The 22487-nt window shown below is 46.3% G+C and carries 9 protein-coding genes; all 9 read left to right on the top strand.

Features of this window, described 5'->3' with window-relative positions; genetic code table 11:
- The first annotated feature begins 8 nt into the window (after window positions 1-8).
- Window positions 9-905, top strand: a complete 897-nt coding sequence (locus GC096_RS36135; protein ID WP_376769552.1) for a carbohydrate ABC transporter permease — start codon at window positions 9-11, stop codon at window positions 903-905.
- 24 nt (window positions 906-929) lie between these two features.
- Window positions 930-2942, top strand: a complete 2013-nt coding sequence (locus GC096_RS36130) for an alpha-L-arabinofuranosidase family protein (protein WP_171637746.1) — start codon at window positions 930-932, stop codon at window positions 2940-2942.
- A gap of 112 nt (window positions 2943-3054) precedes the next feature.
- Entirely contained in the window at window positions 3055-5307 is a 2253-nt protein-coding gene (locus tag GC096_RS36125) for a family 43 glycosylhydrolase (protein WP_171637744.1), read from the top strand.
- 456 nt (window positions 5308-5763) lie between these two features.
- Complete coding sequence (locus tag GC096_RS36120; RefSeq protein WP_171637742.1) at window positions 5764-7998, top strand: helix-turn-helix domain-containing protein; 2235 nt, start codon at window positions 5764-5766, stop codon at window positions 7996-7998.
- A 173-nt stretch (window positions 7999-8171) separates the two neighbouring features.
- The gene (locus GC096_RS36115) at window positions 8172-9833 is read left to right on the top strand and encodes an extracellular solute-binding protein (protein WP_246303233.1); all 1662 of its coding nucleotides are present in this window, start codon (window positions 8172-8174) and stop codon (window positions 9831-9833) included.
- A gap of 156 nt (window positions 9834-9989) precedes the next feature.
- Window positions 9990-10964 carry an ABC transporter permease gene (locus GC096_RS36110; protein ID WP_171637740.1) on the top strand — a complete coding sequence of 325 codons (975 nt, stop codon included), beginning with the start codon at window positions 9990-9992 and terminating at the stop codon, window positions 10962-10964.
- Window positions 10965-10975: 11 nt separating this feature from the next.
- The gene (locus tag GC096_RS36105; RefSeq protein ID WP_171637738.1) at window positions 10976-11854 is read left to right on the top strand and encodes a carbohydrate ABC transporter permease; all 879 of its coding nucleotides are present in this window, start codon (window positions 10976-10978) and stop codon (window positions 11852-11854) included.
- A gap of 213 nt (window positions 11855-12067) precedes the next feature.
- Entirely contained in the window at window positions 12068-19924 is a 7857-nt protein-coding gene (locus tag GC096_RS36100; protein WP_171637736.1) for a discoidin domain-containing protein, read from the top strand.
- 208 nt (window positions 19925-20132) lie between these two features.
- Window positions 20133-22475 (top strand): FAD-dependent oxidoreductase, encoded by a 2343-nt coding sequence (locus GC096_RS36095; protein WP_171637734.1) that lies wholly within the window; start codon window positions 20133-20135, stop codon window positions 22473-22475.
- Window positions 22476-22487 lie beyond the last annotated feature (12 nt).

The raw sequence follows: 22487 nt of genomic DNA, 5'->3' as shown, positions 1-22487 counted from the left end.
AGGGACCTATGATGCAGGAACAAATGCTCAAGAAAAGGAAGTCGGATGAGAAAGTATTCGATGCCGTGGTAAACGGATTAGCATTCCTTATCGTCGTGGTGGTCCTGTACCCACTCCTATTTATCGTGAGTGCCTCCTTCAGTGATCCTGCGTTGGTCTTGAATGGGGAAGTGATTTTGCTACCTAAACAGATCACCCTAGAGGCATATCGAAACGTCTTTCAAAACGAACAAATATGGAACGGATACGGAAATACCATTTTGTACACGGCTGTAGGAACGATTATCAATTTGATCATGACGACATTAGCGGCCTATCCGTTGTCGAGACCTGACCTTCCTGGGCGGGGAATTTTCATGGTTTTTATAACGCTAACCATGTTTTTCAGCGGAGGGCTTATCCCGTCTTATCTCCTTGTAAAAAATTTAGGCATGGTGGATACGATGTGGGCATTAGTCATTCCAGGCGCAATTGCCACGTATAATTTGATTGTGATGAGAACGTATTTTCAATCCAACATCCCTTGGGAGATTCAAGAAGCGGCCCATATGGACGGATGTTCCAACTGGAAGTTATTAACCCATGTCATCTTACCGTTATCCAAGCCGATTATGGCGGTTATGGTCCTATTTTATGCGGTTGGTCACTGGAATTCCTTCTTCAACGCATTGATTTATATTCGCAGCAAAGATTTATACCCGTTACAACTGGTGCTGCGTGAAGTGCTGATGGTCAGTCAAGCCGATGTAGTGGACAGCAATGTAGGTCTTGAATCCAAAATCCTATTGGCTGAAAGCATCAAATATGTCGTCATTATTATTTCCAGCTTACCGGTACTACTAATGTATCCTTTTGTACAGAAGCATTTTGTGAAAGGCGTCATGATTGGTTCATTAAAAGGATAAAGAATGGAAGGGAGCGTTATGTTCATGCATGCAAAAGCTACGATTCAAGTGAATACGAAACAAGTCAGTAAGGACAGAATTAATCCGTATCTATTCGGCCATTTTGTGGAAGATATTCGTGATCATATGGATGCCATGTTGGCTTATCCGCTCTCAGATATGGATTTTGAAAGTTTGGACGGGACATACAGAGGGCTTTCCGGTCGCTGGCGCCCTTATACGAATGGGAAAAGTACGGTATTTGCACTCGAGCCTGCTGCTACCTATCACTCCGGACATAGCCAGATGGTGCGTATCTATAGCGATGACGAGGCATACGCAGGAATTCGTCAAGCGATTGCTGTGAAAGAAGATCAGCATGGTTACGAATTAGCGCTGTATGCCAGAGCTTCTGTCGAAATCAAGTTCCTTACAGCAGAGATCGTGGACGCAGCGAGTGGAGAGGTGCTAGGTTCCACCAGCATCGAGATCGAAAGTCATAACTGGAAACAATATGTATCTCGTATCAAGGTCAGTCGACTTTGTGAGCAAGCGGAATTCAGAATCTATGTTTCTGCGGAACATGATCGCTGGAGAGACAATGTCTCCACAGGAATGCTTTGGCTGGATCATATTTCGCTGCTTCCGTCTGATCGTGTTGGCAATGTTCGTAAGGAAGTTGTCGATATGACGAGAGACTTGAACGCCGGCATGATGCGGCTTGCAGGCAATTATATTAGTGCTTACCACTGGCAGCAGGCGATTGGCCCTGTGAACGAGCGTCCCTGCGTGATGAACGAAGCATGGGGAGGCTGGACGAATAAGTATTTTGGCACAGATGAGTTTATTCAGTTTTGCCGTGACTTGCAGGTGGAGCCGCTGATTTGCGTGAACGATGGTTCCGGTACGCCGGAAGAAGCAGCCGAATGGGTTGAGTATTGTAACGGTAGTTTGGACACGCCAATGGGGAAACTGCGGGCTGCAAATGGGCACGCGGAGCCGTATAACGTGAAGTACTGGGAGATTGGCAACGAAGTCTGGGGACCTTGGCAGGTCGGGCACTGCAGCGCAGAGCAATTCGCAGATCGTTACGTACGATTCGCCCAAGCGATGAAAGCCATCGATCCTGAGATTAAACTGCTCGCTTGTGGCGATGACAAGCAGGATTGGAACCAAATCCTAGTCGAGCGAGCTGCAGAACATATGGATTATGTAACGCTACATTTGTATCACGGCTACAACCGATTTGGGATGAATGATCGCACGCCAAAAGAAGAGCGGTATAAGGCCATTCTCACCTATCCAGAATGGACACGAGAATCTGTTCGAAAAGTAAGAGAATTGTTTAATTCCGATTCGCGGTACACGCATTTGAAATTGGCAATCACGGAATATAACACGATGTACTATCCGAATACGATTCGTAAGGGTCTTCCGAATGAACATACCCTTGAAGCAGCTGCTGCGAATGCAGCGAATTTGAATGAATTTATTCGAAATAGCGATCTCATCGAGATCGGCAGCTTCTCTGATTTAGTCAATGGCTGGCTAGGCGGATGCATCCGAGTAGGCGATTTCTATGCGGATCAGTTCCGAGGAAAGTCCTCAGGCAGAAGTGAGAATTCCCTAACCATTTATGGGACGCCAACCTATTATGTTATGAAGATGTATGCAAACAGAGACTTAGGCTATGTCGTTCAGAGTCAGACCGAATGCGGTAGCTTTAGTGTGAATAGCTTAGTGCCTACAGCGCCAAAGCTGGAGAATCTGCCAAATTTGGATGTAGTGGCTTGCTGCAATGCTGATGGGGATAAACTAACGATTTTCATCGTAAATCGGAGTCTAGAAGATACGGTAACCGAAGTGCAGTTGGATGGCTTTGTGGAGTCGGGAACTGCTCGCCTGCTTGCATTAACGGGGGAACATGCGGATGCTTTCAATGACGTGCGTCACCCGGAGGCAGTAGTCTGCGAAGGATTTGACGTTTCCGTTGTGAGCGCTCAAGTGACCTGTGAGCTGAAGGCATCGTCTGTCTATGTACTGGAAGTCACACGTTAATCGGATGCGGCTAGTTAAGAAGGCATGGATATGGTTTGTAGTTGTGTGTGTTCTTTTTTCGGCGATTGTAACGATCATGCCCAGGTTCTGGGGAAAGAAAGGGACGGACAAGGTGGCAATATCCTTAAATCAGACATACCAGAACCCGTTCGTATTGGACCAGGAATGGGAGGATTACGGCATTGGGGATCCCTATGTTCTCCGTTTTGACGGTAAATATTATCTCTATTGCAGCACGAAGGATCGGAGAATTGGCGTAAAAGCGTGGAGCTCAGACGATCTTGTGAATTGGCGCTATGAAGGCTTAGTTACGGAGGAGGCCATCAGCGAAGGTGCGTATGCACCCGAGGTCGTCTATTGGAACGGTGCTTTCTATATGTACACTTCACCAGCGGGCAAAGGGCATTATGTCCTGCAAAGCGATAAACCGACAGGACCGTTCGTGAAGAAGACGGACAATCTCGGTTTCACGATTGATGGCTCTGTGTTTATCGACGACGATGAGCAATGGTATTTCACACATGCCAAATTGAACGGCATCATGGCAAGCTTGATGTCAGATCCCTATACAATTGAACCCGGTAAGCAGTTGAACGCCTCGCTCGGACATTGGACAGAAGGATCCATGATCATCAAGCGTAATGGGCGCTATTTCATCACGTACACAGGAAATCATGTGTTTAGCAAAGGTTATCGTGTTAATTATGGGGTCAATCATGAATCTCCGATTGGCACCTATAAAATCCCTGAGAACAACCCGATCCTGATTTCCACAGCCAATGACTTCAACGGACTTGGACATAGTGCGACGGTCATGGGACCTGATCTAGATTCGTATTATATGGTTTACCATAACCTAGTCGGACGGTCAGCTGAAGGCCCTCCGGTTCGCAAGCTAAACTTGGATCGACTCGTTTTCAACGGTGACAAGATGTCTGTTCTCGGTCCGACACACGGTTCCCCGCAGGAAGCACCAAGAATGCCAATGTTTCAAGACGTTCCAGGAGTTACGCCATCTGCTGACAAGTGGGAGACTGTGAGTCAAGCAGGAGTCACGGAGATTTTGCTGACAAGAGTAGCTACAGATAACTTGTACACCGCTGAATACAATTTCAGATGGGATGATGCCAAAAGTGGCGGGCAGGCTTCTGCGCTAGAAGCCATATTCGCATACGGTGATGCGGACAATTACCGTTTTGCACGTGTGAATAAAGCAACAATGGAGCTTTCCCTGATCGACCGTGTGCAAGGCGTCGAAACGGTTGTTGCGACGATAGCGCTGCCGAAAGGGACGGATCTAGCGAAGATCCATACGATCCGGATCGAGTCAAGCAGCTCGGGGACAATCATCTATTGGGACGGACTGCTGAAGATCGAGCGAACCGCAATGTCTGGGAAAGCTGGCCGAATTGGCTATGCATGGCCGCAAGAGGCGAAGCCTGATCTGCACTATACGGCTTTCTCCAATGAAGCAAATGGGAGCAGTGATAAGCATGGAATTAAGCCAATACCAGGTACGTTGGAAGCTGTTCATGGTGTCAGGGAAGGCAGTCCAGTCATCCAATCTGGCCTAACGCCAGATGGCAGTGATGCTGTCGTCCTTTCGAAGAAGAAAGATGTCCTCAATTTTCCGATCAACGTACGCGAAGATGGCAGCTATCTGCTTTCTGTTAACGCAGCCAAAACTTCTGCGGGATCAACGGTGATGATTGAATCCAACGGAAACACTAAGTCAATCAAGCTGGATGCGTCTTTATTCGCAGACGATGCGGCGTGGACAAAGGTACCCCTAGGTGAGTTCGAGCTGAAGGCGGGAACACAATGGTTGTCGCTGCACGGGGCGAAGGGAGAAGTTAAGCTTCGTTACCTGGAAGCGGGTCGAACTGTAGCTGTGCCAGAACAGACGGTCATTAAACCAACGGCCGTTGGTCTAGTCAATCGATTCGGCGGGGACGCCGGCTGGACGGATTATTCCGTAAGATTCGATGTGACGCTCAAAGCAACAACGTTGGACGAAGTAGGCGTCCTGCTGCGGACTACGAACGAGTCTGATTTCAAAGATCAGGTGAAAGATGCTTTCATGGGCTACACGCTAGCTTTTCTGAATGACAAAGCTGTGCTAAGGCGTGTGAGCTACGAGAATTCGGTGGAAGCGGCTTCTGCCGCTCTTGCCTTTAAACCTGGACAAACCCGCCACCTTTCAGTGAACTTGAAAGGATCATTAATCGAAGTTTTCTCCGAGGATAGCGATAAACCTATCTTGACCTGGAAAGATCCGAATGCGTTTCTACAAGGTCGTGTCGGCTTGCGTGGCGTATCGACAGCTTGGACGATTTCACCGCTGACAATAACAAACAAGAAGTAAAGGGATTTTAGGAGATTTGATCTCGATCGGGACGATCGGAATGTGCAGTTGAATGTTATTAAGACCGGGACGCCAAACAAGGAGTTCCGGTTTGTTTTAAAATAATAGAAAGTATAATTTAAAAAAACAGAATTCCTTTCTAAGGGTGGCGATTTTGCAGACTTTGCGCCAATCGCACGCTAGCGCACAAATATTGTGCGCAAGAGAAGTATCCCGGTCGGCCATCGCACGCTAGGGCACAAATATCAAAAAGGCGGCGCATGCTGCCTTTTTTTATTTGACGTTTTGTTGAAATTCCAATTCGATCAGGGAAGGACAGCTATGACATGATATTCTCTCATTTTCGGAAAAAAAGAGAGTGGACAGGAAATTCTTTACATCAAAAAAGGAAGGTGTTATTGTTTTCCATATCCAGGGTAATCTACGATTTCGAAATAGTTAGGCGAGGAGAAGATAATGCGTAAAAAATGGTTTTACCGTCTATTGTTTTCTTATTTCCCCATCTTTTTCATTTTAACATCGATCTTAATTCTACTCACTTTCTTGCTGCTTAGCGGGCTTACCAAACGTGAGACTGTGAATGTGAACCAACAGTTCACACGCCATGTCATCCAATTGATCGACTATTCATTAAAGGAAATTGATCAAGGATTGATCAAGGATATTGAATCGGATATGAAGCTCAAAGCTTTTTTCGAGAACGATGCATCCTTGTCCTATTTTAATCATTATGAAATTTCCAAGAAAGTTAGGGATATGATTTCAACAAATGGCTTTATTGACTCCATTTACATGTTCCGTAACTCCGATCAGATGGTCATGAGCAAAAATACATTTATTTCTCTGGAAAAGTTCGGAGATCGCGATTTCATCTCCCAACGATTGCAACTAGCGTCCCTCTATGAGCTTTCTGGTAAGCGCGATTATATCGAATTTCAGGATACAGAACACTTTCCCTCTGCGGTTGTTTCGTTGGTTCGCAAATATCCGCTGCTGGTTGGTGGACAGGGCCTCATTGTCGTGAATATTAGCTTGGCAAGTATCGAGCAAATGATCAAAGAACTGACCAGTTCCAACATTAATTTTGTCCGAATAAAGGATTTCAATGATAATGTCTTATTGCGGGAGAAACAGGGAGAGGTTCGGGGGACTGTTTTGTCCGAAATTACTTCCGAATATACCGGTTGGACGTTCACCGGTGGTGTACATGATGAGAGGATTTTCAGATATGCTTCGGTTTTTTCATATATATGGGTAGCTGTGGGCTTGCTTGTCGTGATTGCTGGTACCGTTTGGATGGCTTTCGTGACACGAAGGAATTATAAGCCTATTGAAGAGATTCTAAACCAGATTAATCGGTATTCCGTACAGAAAAGCGGGAAACTGTCTAAGCAAGTTCCTGATGAGTTCAAGTTTATTGAACAGGCACTGGATAATTTAATTGAGGAGTCCAACACGTATCAGAAAATGCATGAGGAAGACGCCATGTTTCGCAGGCGATACTTCTTTGTTGAGTTGCTAGAGGGCAGTCGTCCTATTGAACCAACAGAATGGGATGAGGAATTAGAACGGTTGAATATGCCTGCACAATTCCATTCGCTCGGCGTCATTGTCCTGGAGATTGATAAGTTTACTTCGTTGGTCGATAACTACACACATCGCGATCTATATCTGCTGAAGTTCGTTGTGAACAGTGTCGTAAAAGAGATATCTGAATCGCATCCTTTAACCGTATGGACCGAATGGACAGATCAGCATCGTTTAACGGCCTTATATCAATCAGTGGAACAGGCAATTGATCTTGAACTCCTCCTAACAGATTTGAGCGAAGCTATTCGCGAATGGGTGGAGATAAATCTTGATTTTACCGTGACCATTGGTCGTGGTCCTTCTGGGACACATATTGACGATATCGCCAAATCTTACGCGGGAGCGAAGGAAGCCCTGTCCTACAAGCCAAGTCTTGGATTGAATCAAGTCATCTCCTATCAGCAGACTAAGCGTGTGGAAGGTGGAGCATTCTGGCATCTTCACACCATCCAGCTACTTGCACGTAACTTTCGAACAGGTGAAGAACCATGGCGTCCGCTCCTCGATCGCATGTTCTTTGAAGCCCGAGAGAACCGCCTGTCAAGAGTCGAGCTTGTGCAGTTTCTCAACTCCCTAAGCCATCATGTGTATAAAGAAATCATGGAATTCCCAACTGAAATTCAAGTTGTATGGAAAACGGATGTGCTGCCTAGAATCAACCAGGTCTGTGAGACATTTGATTTGGCCGAAGATCTAGAAGCGCAGATTGGGCACATCTTAGAGGAATTTGAGCTGTATGTGCGAGACTTGCAGGAGCGCAGTAGTCATTATACGTTAATTCGAGAAGTGAAAGCCTATATCGAAAAGGAATATGCCAACGCCGAGATGTCGTTGAATCATCTCTATGATGTGTTCGGACTAAATGGCAAATATGTCAGCCGTCTATTCAAGGAAGCATTCGGTGAGAAACTGGTTGACTATTTAGTTCGCATTCGTATTGAAAATAGTCAGCGATTATTGATAACGTCTTCTCTATCCTTGCAGGAAATTGCTAACGCGGTGGGATACATTCACGATATTTCGTTTATTCGTGCATTCAAGAAGGTCGTGGGCACAACACCGGGAGAGTACCGCAAAAATCATGGAAAAAGCCCGTCGTAAATGGGCTTTTTCTTTTTGGTTTATCACGGATAATCGGTAAGTTCGTCATGTTTTACCTTTCGGTTAGCCCAAGGAAACATGTAAATTGCGTAAAGAATGGACGAACGCTATAGTGCAGATAGGAGCCGAGGACATCGGTCCGACAAGCGAATAACGAGGGGAGTTAGACAAGAATGAAAAAGCATTTATGGAATAACAGGCTTACTGTTCCAATGGCGGTTGTACTATTAACAAGCATGATCGCATCGGGTTGCAGCACAAGTGAGAAGACGCCTGCCCAAGAAAGTGACTCAGCGAAGCCTGTTGCAACGCAAGAGCCAAGAGGGAAAATTGTGGCTTCTGTGTACGAACGTAATAACATACCGCCTGAGGAAGGGAATTGGGAGAAGAACCGGTGGGTTGAATGGATCAATAAGAACGGCCCAACCGATGTGAAATATGTCACGGTACCGCGATGGGAATCGTTACCTAAATTCAATGCTTTATTCGCAACGAATAGCGCACCTGATCTCATTTTAGAATACGATACAGGCTATCGGAACCAATGGTACAGCCAGAAGATGCTGATGCCGCTTGATGATGTCATTGCCAAATATAGCACGACGTATAAGGAATTGATGAGTCAATTTCCACAGTTAAAGAAATTGGGCACGAAGGACGACGGTAAACTATACGAATTCGGCAAAGTCAACCCGCTGACGTCCGGCCACCGCATTTATATACGTGAAGATTGGCTTCAGAAGTTAAATCTGCAAACACCGAAGACAACCGAGGAATTTTTTAATGTGGCAAAAGCCTTCGCCTCGCAAGATCCTGACGGTAACGGCAAAGCGGATACATTCGGACTTAACCTTAGCGGCAATGCAAATTCTATTATTTCCCATATGTTTGGGTATGGTGAAGTGGCATGGCGTTTCGAAGGTAATACATTTATCCATGAATGGGATCGTCTCAAGGCGGCGACTGATTTCCAGAAGTCATTGTTCGATGCTGCTGTAGCGGATAAAGATTTCTTGGCGGATAAAAACGGAGAAAAAGCGAAACAAGATTTTCTCGCAGGAAAGCTCGGCATGTATCTTTTTCAAGATATAAGCGCCAGTGATTATGATGCGTTTGTCAAAAATAATGCGGGCGGCAAGCTTGCCATTCTGCAGCTCCCGAAATCATCATTTGGCCAGTTTAGTCCAGTCATCAGTAGTCCAATTCAAATGGTTGGAGCTATTAATGCAGGTTCTAAAGATCCACAGGCTGTTATGAAATATGTTGACTTCATGATGAAACCAGAAACCGCAAGAACATTGCAAAACGGACTCGAAGGTGTGAACTGGAATAAGGATGCGGCCGGATGTCCCAGCCCGATTGACGCGGAGAAGAATAAGAAAGAAATCTCCTATACGGGTGACCTCAATATGATGGCGTCAACACTGCTGTATGGCAAATGTTCGTTCACTGCACAGAAGCCGCAAACGACAGACTCTTTAAAGGCGCTGCGCGAATTAGCACTTCAATCTGAAGCTGCTTACGTGACCAAAGAGCGTCCGATTCCAACATTAAAGCCGGAATACTTGCCGGTATTAACGCAAGAATTGTCGTTAATTGTTAAGAATGCGGATCAACCAATCAAAGATATATGGGCAAGATCGATCGTAAGCGGCAAAACATACTCAGCTGAACAAGCCTATAAAGATGCCAAAGATGCGTGGGAAAAGGCTGGCGGTGCTAAAGTCGATGAGTTTTATGCCAAATGGTATGAAACTAATAAAGCCAAAGCATTTTTGCTAGATGATTTATACAAATTTGGTGAAGATGCTGTGAAGCTGTACGCGAACAAATAAGAACAGCTTGTGCAAAGGGTGAAAGGGACTTCAGCTTGCTTGTCAGAGTGCTGGAGTCCATTCACAGACATTATAATGAGGGAAGCTACGCGGTGGCTATTCAGCAACCATATATGGCGGACGACATTCCTGTAGAAGGTAGATGGGAGGCGAGCAATGGAAACCAATAATTCTGCAAATGCTACTTCAACGTATAGCAAGACGGTTACTTCTGTAAGATCTGCTAGTAAGAGAACGTACACAAAGAGATGGAAGCAAAATCGCCAGCTGGTATATATGTTTATCCCGGTCATCATTTTTTTTATTGTATTTCGATACGCACCGATGCTCGGCAATGTGATTGCCTTCAAGCAGTACAACTTAATGCAAGGGGTTTGGGGAAGTCCATGGGCAGGATTGGATAATTTTAGAATGATGTTGGATAATCCTCAAACGATGCAAATCCTTCGCAATACGCTGTTCCTTAGCTTCTTTAATATTATCCTTGGCTTCCCTTTTCCAATTCTTGTAGCAATCATGTTGAATGAGGTAAGAATGGTTTGGTTTAAAAAGTCGATACAAACGCTTATCTATCTTCCTCACTTCTTCTCTTGGGTGATCGTTGGGGGGATCGTAGTTACACTGTTCGGTTCCCAAGACGGCGTGGTGAATAAACTTATTGAATTATTGGGAGGAACTTCTGTCCCCTTTTTATATCAAGTAAGCACATGGCTTGGCATCTTCTTTGGATCTGCGATATGGAAAGAAGCGGGGTTTGCCGCCATTATTTATTTGGCAGCAATCGGCTCGATTGACCCTGCTCTCTACGAAGCAGCGAGTATGGACGGTGCGAATAAAATGAAGCAGATTCGCTATATTACGCTTCCGGGGATTATCCCCATTATGATTCTGATGCTTATTCTTTCAATGGGCAAAGTAATGGAGGTCGGTTTCGACCATGTGTACAACCTGCAAAATGCGGTTGTTTCCAATGTCTCGAGTGTCATCAGTACGTATATTTTTACCATCGGAATTCAAGGCGGAATGTATAGCATGACAACAGCGATGGGGTTGTTCGAAGCTGTGATCGGACTTATTCTTATTGTTAGCGCTAACCACTTCGCCAAAAAATTCAATCAATCTTTGTGGTAGGAGGAACTATCATGCGCTTGTCGATCGGGGAAAAACTTTTTTATGCCGTGAACTTTACGTTGTTGCTGTTAGCTGGCATGAGCTGTTTGATCCCGCTTATGAATATCGTGTCGATGTCATTCAGTGATTACTCGGCGATTGCATCCGGTTTCGTTGGTATTTGGCCAGTCGGTTTCAATCTGGACTCCTATAAATCATTAATTGAAGGAACGCCTATTTTACAATGTTTGAAAAACAGTGTGGTGATTACAGGCTTTGGTGTCTTGTTTAGTATGATCTTTACGATTTTTGCGGCTTTTCCACTGTCCAAGGTTACATTCTATTGGCGAAAAGGATTCACGCTCGCGATCGTCTTTACGATGCTTTTCGGTATTCCAACGATTCCAGCCTTTCTGGTTAATCGTTCGCTAGGTATCATAGACACATATTGGGCACTCTGGCTGCCTGGATTAATCAGTGCGTATAACCTGCTGGTTCTAAAATCTTTTTTTGAACAAATGCCCGAGGAATTAAGTGAGGCTGCTCAGATAGATGGATGTAGTGAATGGCGATTGCTATGGCAAATTGTACTTCCGCTTTCGATGCCTGTATTGGCTACGTTAATGCTCTTCTATGGTGTTGGCTACTGGAACGTGTTCCAAAGTGTATTAATCAATATTAATGACTCGGACAAATATAACTTGGCTGTGCTTGTGCAGAATATGATTGCAAATCAATCACTTTTGCAAAGTCTCAACAGCTTGCAGCCGCAGGAGTTTGAGGAGTTGCTCACACCACAGTCCATACGTTCAGCAGGGGTTGTTGTGATGTTGGTGCCCTTATTACTGGTCTATCCATTCCTTCAAAAGTATTTTGTCAAAGGAGTTATGATTGGAGCGATTAAAGGATAATCGAGCTATCCTGTGTGGTGATTATGAATGCCTGTGTGTAGGGGGCAAATGGTCATCATGCGGGATTTGAAAGGGGGTGTATTGAAAGCGATTACAAGATTAGAGTTGGCCTATATCTATGACATGCTGACTTTCTAGGAGTTCACACAGGAGAGTTACAGCAACTTTTTCAATCGAAAGGGGAGGGTTATTCTGTCTAAAATTGCAAAACATTTGTATCGAGTACTGGTTCGATTCTTCATTGTATTACTGGTAATCGGTTTATTCCCAGCGCTTCCTTCGCTGGCTCTGGCTGCTGATACGCAAGCTCCCACTGCACACACCAATCTCACTTCGACCTGGCGTACGTCGGAATCGGTTCAACTTACCTGGACGGTATCGACGGATGATACAGGGGTATCTAGTTATGACGTATATCGTGATAACATGTATCTCTCTACGATTACGGGGGCACCGGTCTATTCTGCTTCAGGCCTAACACCAGGAGTCTCGTATTCTTTCACTGTACGAGCGAAAGATGCTGCCGGCAATGCTTCGGCGTTAAGCACAGCACTACTTGTGAATGTAGAAGAAATGGATCGTTTCGCCTGGTCAATGTCATCCTCCCACAATAATGCTGCTGGCGCTCTTGCTTTGGCAGTCGATAATGTTGCATCCTCCCGCTGGTCGAGCGGAACCGCACAAACAATCGGCATGTGGCTTCAAATCGATACGGGCCTAATGGCGAAATCGTACAACAGATTAGTGTTGGATTCGAGCGGCTCATCCAGTGATTACGCACGTGGTTATGAAATTAAAGTATCGGAAGATGGCGTAACCTGGAGCAATGCGATTGCTCAAGGAAATGGCAGCGCGGTCATTGATGTTTCATTTTCAACACAATCAGCCCGATATATTCGTATTGCATTAACTAAGAACAATGGTAGTTGGTGGTCTGTTCATAACGTGAAGCTATATGGGAGCACGAATGCAGATCAACAAGCTCCGCTCCAACCTGAGGGAGCCTTGGCCTCTCAAGTTACTGACATTGATGCCATGCTCACTTGGCAGGAAAGCACAGATAATGGGAAGGTGCTGGGGTATGAAATCTATGCAGATAATCATTATGTAGCCTTTTCCAGCAGTGTGTCGTTTAAGGCAACGGGACTTACACCCAAAACGTCCTATTCGTTTAAAGTTCGAGCTATGGATTTAGCTGGAAATATTTCCGCATGGAGTGATTCCATCACAGTTCAAACGACGGATCGGATTGATCGTTCCTTATGGTCAATGAGTGCTTCAGCGAATAGCGGTGGCGCCTGGGCTGCCGTTGACGGCGATCTTTCCACGCGGTGGAGCAGCGGTACTGCGCAGACAGTAGGCGCATGGTTTCAAATTGACATGGGTCCAGGCGATAAAACCTACAATAAACTGGTGCTGAATGCAGCTCAGTCAGGTGGCGATTATGCCCGGGAGTTTGATATTAGTACTTCTACAGATGGCATAAGTTGGAATGCTTCTATACGAAGGGTAACTGGCAGTTCTTCCATTATTACAGCGGTTTTTCCAGAGCAGACGGCACGTTACATCCGACTAACACTAACCAAAGCTGCAGGCTCCTATTGGTCAATTCACGAGGTGTATGCGTATGGCACAATCGCTCCGGATTTGAATCCACCAACAGCACCAGGAAATGTGACGGTTAGCCATGTTTTGGATACGCAAATGGATGTGACGTGGCAAGCAGCAACTGATGATGTAGCTGTAGTGGGTTATTATGTATATGCAAATGATCAATATGTTGGTTATACGAATCAACGAAGTTATCGTATAACGGGACTAACCGCAAGTACAGCCTATCAAATCGTTGTCAAAGCGAAAGATCTGTATGGAAACGAGTCGGTTGGTAGTGCACCAGTTGCCGTCACTACGCAAGAAGTGATTAAAGTCCCCTTAATTGCGAAATATGAGATGGAGCAGGATCCTGTAAACGCATCGGCTCTAGTGGACAGTAGTGGTTTCTCTCAGAATGGTTCTTTTAACCTCCCGGCAGCTTTGGTGGACGGACGTGTCGGAGGCGGCAAAGCCCTAAAGCTGAATGGTGCTGATCAAGCTAGTGTTAGTACACTGAATCAATTGAATCATGTCTCCTCTACGTTTACCATCTCGGCTTGGATCAAACCTGATGATTTGAATGGTTATCAACCGATTGTAACGAAGCGAGATGCCAATTGGAAGGGGACGACGTTTTACCTTGGCCTTCAGGGGAATCAGCTTTATTATGGGGCAGACTATGGGGAAAAATGGTATACGTGGAAGTACACGGCTTCAGAATTGGCCGTTGGACAATGGGCGCATGTAGCCGTTACATTTGAGAAATATCAAGGTGTCAACTTCTATGTCAATGGCAAATTAATTGGTAAAGTTGACGGAAGTGCCGTATTCACCGATCTCTTGCCTAACGAAGTGACTATGCTGATAGGAACTGAATGGCATTATGATAGTGTAGCTAAGGCGATGATTAAATACGGCTTCCGGGGAGCCATAGACTCGTTGCATATGTACGCAACTCCGCTTACAGTGGATCAAATCAAGGCGGATATGGCTGGTTCCATCGTTACCCGATTGTCGGAATCCAGCGACTTTACGCCTCCCACCAAATACGCAACGTTCCGATTAGTCCGATTTGACACACCGACAGGGCTATTTACGAAGGGGACTGCCAAAATACATCAAAACGCTGTCCGTACAGATGGACCTAACGCAGTAGATTGGCCAGCGATCAAGCTGCAGATTCCGCAGGCGAACCAATCGGTAAAAACCGTTCAACCTTTTACCCAAAGCGCTGAATACAAGTCGGAAATTTTGTTGCAGCAGGCACCAGACAACATGTCGATTGTACAGCAACAATCGGATAATGTGATGCAACCAGGTAATCACTGGGTACGCGGTGTGGCTTGGCGTTGGGGACAAACGAACATGTATACAGATGACCGATCGGAGCGCAGCTGGATTTGGGATTATGAATTATGGACCTTCCCGATTCGTATTGGCAGTTCAGTACCAGGATCTGTTAAACAAGTCATTTTGAAAAATGATGGAAAGGAAATCTATAACAGCGGCACGCGAAGTTACGATTCGCTCACTTTGTTGGTGCCGCAGAATGAAGCGGGTAAACCCTATGAATTATGGGTAGATGGGCGTGGTCCTGTTCGTTTTGATGCGGGATTGCAACCCATTGTGGCAGGCAATCCGAAGGATATGCCAATAGAAGTGAACTTGACGATTCCAGGTGCTGGACATGCATTTACCGTTCAAAGTGTAGAGCAGTCCGACTCGTTTCCGAATCAATCAGCTTGGGATGCAGATGTTCAAGCGCTTGCAGGAGTTAAGCCAGCTATACCTGCTTATGAGCCTGCATCAACTTCCATTGAGAGACATGTAGGTATCGACGTGCCAAGGTCACCGGAAACAATCAATTTCGTTTATTTGCCACATGGGATGAGCTCAGGAGGCTTCTATCACTCCGAACATTCTGATATTGCTGCTCCATATGCCAATATTGGGACCGTACAGGAATATGCGGATTATGTGTCAGACACGGGATATGATCGTGTGTATGAATTTAGTTCTTTTGAAGAACCAGCAAATGATAAGAGTCAGACAAACATGGCACAGGCATTAAGTGACAGAGGGGTGCAGCTTGGATTCGTTCCTAAAACGGACTGGGATGTTATGAATACAACCAGCGAGAATCTACCGTTTTACAGCTCCTACATAGCTGATTTCCATGCTCCGCTCTATCGGGATATTCAGTTGGGACTGCAGCGTCTGCAGGCTTATCCGAATCTAGCTGGAATTAGCCTTGGCGCGGATAATGCGGGTTATGCTTCCTATTGGGATTGGGCGCCCCCACATCCAAACCGCCCATGGGGTAGAGCGTTTAATGCGTTTCAGACGGCTGCTGGACTCCCGCTAACAACACCTTTAGCGCCCAGCTTAGCAGGCTCCTATACTCCGAAGACACATGAATATTTCGCAACGTCTACGAAGCCTTTTTTGGACTATATTGCAAGATACAATGAAACGTACACAAATTACGGTTATTTCTCCAAAGCGGTATCTGAGGTAAATCCTGCTTATACGACTACGACAGGGTCGTTCGGCAGTTCACCTGGTGTCGGAGGGCGTGGCGGTTGGGTATGGGCAACAATTCCAGGCAAAGAGATGCATGAACAACTGCCAGTTCAAAGCGCCTATGATTGGAATGAAAAAAAGTCATCCAAACCCTTGCATTTGGTTTCTCTTCTTGATCGCCTGAAGAGTTATGCTCCAAACAAGACGACTTGGGCACTCCAAGATGATTTTTCTCTATTTTTTGGAAAGGAAGACCGTGAAAAGGCGTATGCGATGGCACTTACACGAGGAATTCAAGCGATTGGAACGAATGTGTTGCCGAATAATAAAGGGAGCCGAGCAGAGCCGCAAATTATAGCGGAACAGAAAGCACTCTTTGATTGGATTCATCGCTATGGCGGAACGTATGCAATGTCCGATCCTATGCCGACAATTGGCATTCTCTATGTAAACGAGCAGGCGCTGCTCCGAGGCATTGTCGGCGGGGATAATCCAACTGACGTTCAGCTGTTGGCAGGATCGCATGAAGGTAAAGTATCTGAAGCCTTGTTTCTCACTCACGCAGCTGGCTGGCCTTCTAAGGTGATAACGCCTGAGGAGCTGAAACGCGGATTACCAGATTCAATGAAAGCTATTTTATTAGTTGGTTTGAATCAGTTCGATAATAGCTGGAGTTGGAGTGAGGGGATAACGACGGAACTGCAGAATTTTGTTAGTAATGGCGGACGTATTCTTAAGGATGATGAATCCGTCTCGCCGGTTGATGCAACGGCTACGAATATGCAGGTTAGAGCTTATGTGATTCAAAGCGACACAGATCAAACGAACAATCTTCTCACTCGGAATACAGATAACATTAGTAAGCTTCAGGTTGCGATGACGGGAATTAACAGGCCAATAGCCTACGCTACGCAAAGTGATGTTTGGGCTGTACCGACTCGTGCAGGTGATACCTCATTTATAACTGTTTTGAATGAAAAGCATGATACGGCAATAGGTAATACGCAGCATCTCGTCGGTCAAACGGCTGAGTTGACTTGGAATACGAATTTACCGATCTATGATGTTAGACTTGGCAGAAAGGTAACCGTAGCAGAAGCAGCGCATGTCGACCTGCAGTCGAATGGTTTTCAGTGGTATGCTTTGCCTCCGGCAGAGGTAACAACACCTGAAATCGCTGTTCAATTAACGAATTCTGGCTTTTATGAAGCGTATACGACGATACGTAATCCGAATCCAATGTCGGGGATTCCCGTCGAAATTACGGTCACCCATTCGACGAGTGGGGACACCGCAACGATTTATTCGGCTACAGGGTTAACAGCCAAGCTGCCTCTGAAGAATAGCGATGCTCCTGGTACTTATACGATTAAGGTGAAAGAACTATTAAGCGGGTTAGAAGCAACTTCATCAGTTATTGTAACGGATCTTCCTGCCGTTGAAGATGAGGTGGTTGCGATCCACCGGGAGTGGGATGTCCGAGCTTTTGAAGAACGGCATACCGTCCCGTTAACTGTGGCTTTAACGGCTGCACAATTTGCTGATTCAACGTATGTAACGCAAGCAGAACGCCTCGTGAACTATTATATCGCGCAGGGACGAAGTGCACAGATAGGTCTAGCCGAGCCTGGTGGTGTCGTCAAGAGCTTACAGGAATACCAATCCCAACTGAAATTTCCGAAATGGAAAACAGTGGATTCCGATCTTGTTCTCCTAGGTAACACATCGAGCAATATCTTATTGTTGGATCAAGCACGTGCTTATTTATTACCTGAGCAAAGTCAAACTTTAGCTGTTGGTAAAGCTTCAATAAATCTAGTGAATTCTGCTTTTTCAGGCGAATACAATACGCTTAATATTGTGGCAAACGATACAGCGGGAATAACCGCAGCGGTTGATGTTATTCTAGGCCTATCAGATGCTCCGCCGGATGCGCCTAAGTATGCGACGACGACGGGAATTACGAGCAGTACGGTTGATCTCAGTTGGCATGATGGGGAGATGGAAGCAACAAACTTCAAGATCGAGCGTAGGGCCAACGGGCAAGTGAATTGGCAAGTGATCGCAACGATCTCTGGTGGAACCCATGCATTCCATGATAGCGGATTAAATGCTAATTCATTCTACTCTTACCGCATTAAAGCTATGAATGAGGCCGGAGAGTCACAACCAAGTGACATTCTTTATGTGGTCACGACTGCGGCTTACATCCCCATCATAAGTGACCCGAACGCTGCATTGCCGCGTGATGGTTGGACAGCAACCGCGTCCCATAGCGCTTTCAAATCGAACAATGCAATTGATGGGAATGCAGCGACACGCTGGGATACAGGAGTGGCTCAAGTTAGCGGGCAATATTTCTCGGTAGATATGCTAACGAATCGTACCTTTAATAAACTAGTCTTAGATACAACCGGAAGCTCGGGGGACTATCCGAGGAAGTATGAGGTGTATGTATCCGTGAATGGGTTAACTTGGGGAACGGCTATTGCTTCAGGCTCCGGAAACGCTATGTTGTCTATACAATTTCCAGTACAGACAGCGAGATTTATCAAGGTCGTTCAGACAGGAAGTGTCGGTGCATTCTGGTCTATCCATGAGTTTAATGTATATAACATGGATACGGTAGCGCCGACAATACCGACCAATGTCGTGGCAATCAATTCAACAGATACAACAGTCACCTTGAACTGGCTTGCTTCACATGACGCTAATAGCGTCGCAGGTTATGATGTCTATAAGGGCTCTCAGCAGATGAATGGAACACTTGTAACAAACACGAGCTACACAATCACAGGGCTTACACAGCAGACAGAGTATCTGTTTACGGTTAAAGCAAGAGACACATCCGGTAATGTGTCGGCGGCTAGCGTTCCTGTGGTTGTTATTACGAAAGATACGCCATTGTCGCGCGCGGGTTGGATAGCTTCAGCTTCTCATGGTTCGAACAAAGCACAAAATGCGATTGATGGCTTGGTCTCGACTCGCTGGGACACTGTGGCGGCTCAGGTGTATGGCCAGTATTTTCAAGTAGATATGAGAGCCGAACTTACTTTCAACAAGATTGAATTAGATGCCACAGGTAGTTCAAGTGATTATCCAAGGCAATACGCCATATTGGTTTCATCAGATGGAGTTTCTTGGGGGACTGCAGTAGCAACAGGCGTAGGCAGTGCTATCACAACAATCAGCATCCCTGTTCAAACGGCAAGATATTTGCGTGTGGTGCAAACAGGAAGCGCTGGTGTCTATTGGTCGATTCATGAAATGAATGTCTATTTAGCAGATCGGGAAGCACCTTCCACACCATCTGGGCTTACGATGACCAGTAAAACGGAAAAAACGATAAGCTTAAGCTGGTCGCCAGCATCCGATGCGAATGGTTTCGTTGCCTATGATGTATACAACGGTTCACAGAAGCTGAATGCGGAAGGAATAAGCGTAACCAATTACACAGTAACAGGACTAATCCCAAGTACGTCCTATTCGCTGACGGTAAAAGCGCGAGATGCCGCTGGCAATCAGTCTACTTCCAGTACACCATTGACTGTTACCACGAACGATGCCCCAATATCACGTATAGGTTGGACGGCAACGGCATCCTTGCAAGCTGCGAAAGCTCAAAATGTCTTAGATAGTTTGCCAGCAACTCGTTGGGATACCGCGACAGCTCAGGTGTACGGGCAATATATTCAAGTGGATATGAAAGCTGCCTATACGTTCAGTCGTATCGTGCTTGATGCCTCAGGGAGTGCAGGCGATTATCCAAGAGGTTATCAAGTTTATGTCTCTGCTGATGGATCCAATTGGGGGACGCCTATAGCTACTGGAACAGGCAGCACCGCTTTAACTACCATCACGCATTCAGGGATCACAGCTAGATACATTCGAATTGTTCAAACCGGTAGTGCTGGTGTGTATTGGTCTATCCATGAGCTTAACGTATATGAGTGAAGGTTTCAGCAATAAGAGTCAACCGAATTCACTATTACGGAGGTTGTCAAATTCATGCCTGAATATTGAGATGCCAAAATGGAGGCATCAAATCAAAAATGGTGATATGTTATTGCGTTCTTATTCAGGATACAGTGTAAAGGAGGTTAAGAAAACGCTATCATCTATGGAAAAGTAGGTGTGGCTGCATAAAGGGAGACGAAGAGAAATGGTTAATAACTTCACGAATACACGGACAGCGGCAAATCATTCAACAAATAGGAGCACGCGCAAGACGGAGAAGTACGATGTTGTTGTGTGTGGAGGCGGGCTGGCGGGTTTCTGTGCGGCTGTTGCTTCAGCTAGACATGGGGCTAAGACGTGTCTGGTTCAGGATCGACCTGTCTTCGGGGGGAACAGTTCATCCGAGGTTAGAGTAACACCGCACGGTGCAGCCGCTTTCCATGTTTACGCCAAAGAAACGGGTATTATCTCGGAGTTATTGATCGAGGAACGCGCGCGGAATCATGAGCCGATTTTTGAGAATGGCTGGACGAACAGCGTATGGGATATGACGATGTATGATATGGCACAGCGAACGGAGAATTTGACCTTCTATTTGAATACAACCATTCTGGACGTTCGGATGGCGAGTGAGCGCAAGATTGCGTCGGTCGTGGGTTATGTAGCTAATGCGGAGACGGAGATTGAATTCGTAGCGGATGTATTCGTGGATTGCACTGGCGACGGCATCGTTGCCGACCGTGCAGGTTGTGAATGGCGGATGGGGTCCGAGGGACGCGAGGAATACGCCGAACCGCATGCACCACTGCAAGCTAGCGGAGATGTGATGGGGAGTTCGCTGCTTTTTAAAACGAAAGATCTTGGCTCCCCGGCTCCGTTTACGGCTCCAGATTGGGCTGCAAAGCTCGATAATCCCGACTTTTTCTATAAACAGGGTCGAAACCCGAATGATATGCGTGGTGGTTACTGGTGGATCGAGATCGGCATGCCTTGGCACACGATCTATGAAAGTGAAGATATTCGTCATGAGCTGACACGGTATGTGCTAGGGATTTGGGATTGGATCAAGAATAAGGATCCACTCACGAAAGAACTGTCAGCTAATCATGCCATTGACTGGATCGGTCAAGTGCCAGGCAAACGAGAAAGCCGCCGAATTATGGGGCACTATCTGATGACAGAACATGACCCGCTGAATAAAACGGTATTTGAGGATGAAATTGCCTATGGTGGCTGGTTTCTTGATCTGCATACACCGGGGGGACTTTTTGCGCCTACCAGCGAGCATGCCAGTTCAGAAGGCTACGATGAAACATCCTCCTATATGGTGAAAAGCTACTGTGGTCCTTATGGCATTCCATTGCGGTCAACGATTGCCAAAGACGTCGATAATTTAATGATGGCAGGTCGCAATATCTCTGTGACGCATGCCGCATTAGGTACGGTGCGCGTAATGGCGACAACCGCGTTAGTTGGGCAGGCCGTGGGAACGTCGGCTGCGATTGCATTGAAGCGTGGATTAGCGCTCGCGGAGGTACCTAGTGAGGCTATTCAAGAAGTCAAACAAACGCTGCTTCGCGACGGTTGTTTCCTGCTGAACACGACGAACGAGGATGAGTTGGATCTAGCACGCAAAGCGCATGTTACAGCTAGCAGCCAAGCTTCGTGCCACGGCGCCGAAGTGAGGGCAGATCTGAACGCATCTGGCGAGCGTGGTCCTCAGGATGATTTTCTCCGCCAACGGAAGGGGCAATGGATTGCGATTTCGGAGGGAGTACTGAACCGGGTCTCGGTTTGTTTGAGTAATTGGAGCGACGCCCCTCAATTCGTGGAAGCGAGAATTATCCCTGTCGATCATATTTGGGACTATCGTACGGAAGCGAGTCCTGCCATTGCCGCAACGAGGCTGCTTATTATGCCTGGCAAGTATCAGTGGATAGACTGGGATGTCCACTTGGACGAGACTACAGGCCTAAAGTCAGGCAGCTATGTTCGTTTGGACTTGCTGGCGAATCCCAACATCGTTTGGCATTGTTCTGACGGCATTGTGCCAGGACAAACATGTGCGTATGAAATGGGTGAAGGGAAGATGAGAAGGGATTGGAATGGGCCCACCCGTAGCTTCCGAGTGGAGCCTCCGCAGAAGGCCTACTCTCCTGAGCATGTCACGAATGGAGTGACTAGACCTTATCGGTTTACGAACCTATGGCGGTCAGATCCGCGCGAGCCGCTTTCACAATGGCTGGAGCTCAACTGGGAAGAGCGGCAATGGATCAAACAGGTTGAGATTACGTTCCCTGGCAGCCTACTATGGGAATACCGCGGGTATGCGCCATTCTATCGCGACCCACAATGTCCGAAAGATTACCGTATCGAAGCCTTTGTTGGCGGTACATGGGAGCAACTGCTTGAGGTGAAGGATAATTACCAGCGCCATTGCCGTCACACGTTCATTCATTCTGTCCAAACACAAAGACTGCGTGTCGTGATCGATGCCACGAATGGAGATCCATCAGCGGCCATTTATGAAATTCGCTGCTATGCCTAGCATTCGATGCGT

Origin of the sequence: Paenibacillus plantarum, from assembly GCF_013141695.1 — a bacterium.
In the GTDB taxonomy this organism is placed as follows: domain Bacteria; phylum Bacillota; class Bacilli; order Paenibacillales; family NBRC-103111; genus Paenibacillus_E; species Paenibacillus_E plantarum.
This window is presented reverse-complemented; position numbering and strand designations above follow the sequence as displayed.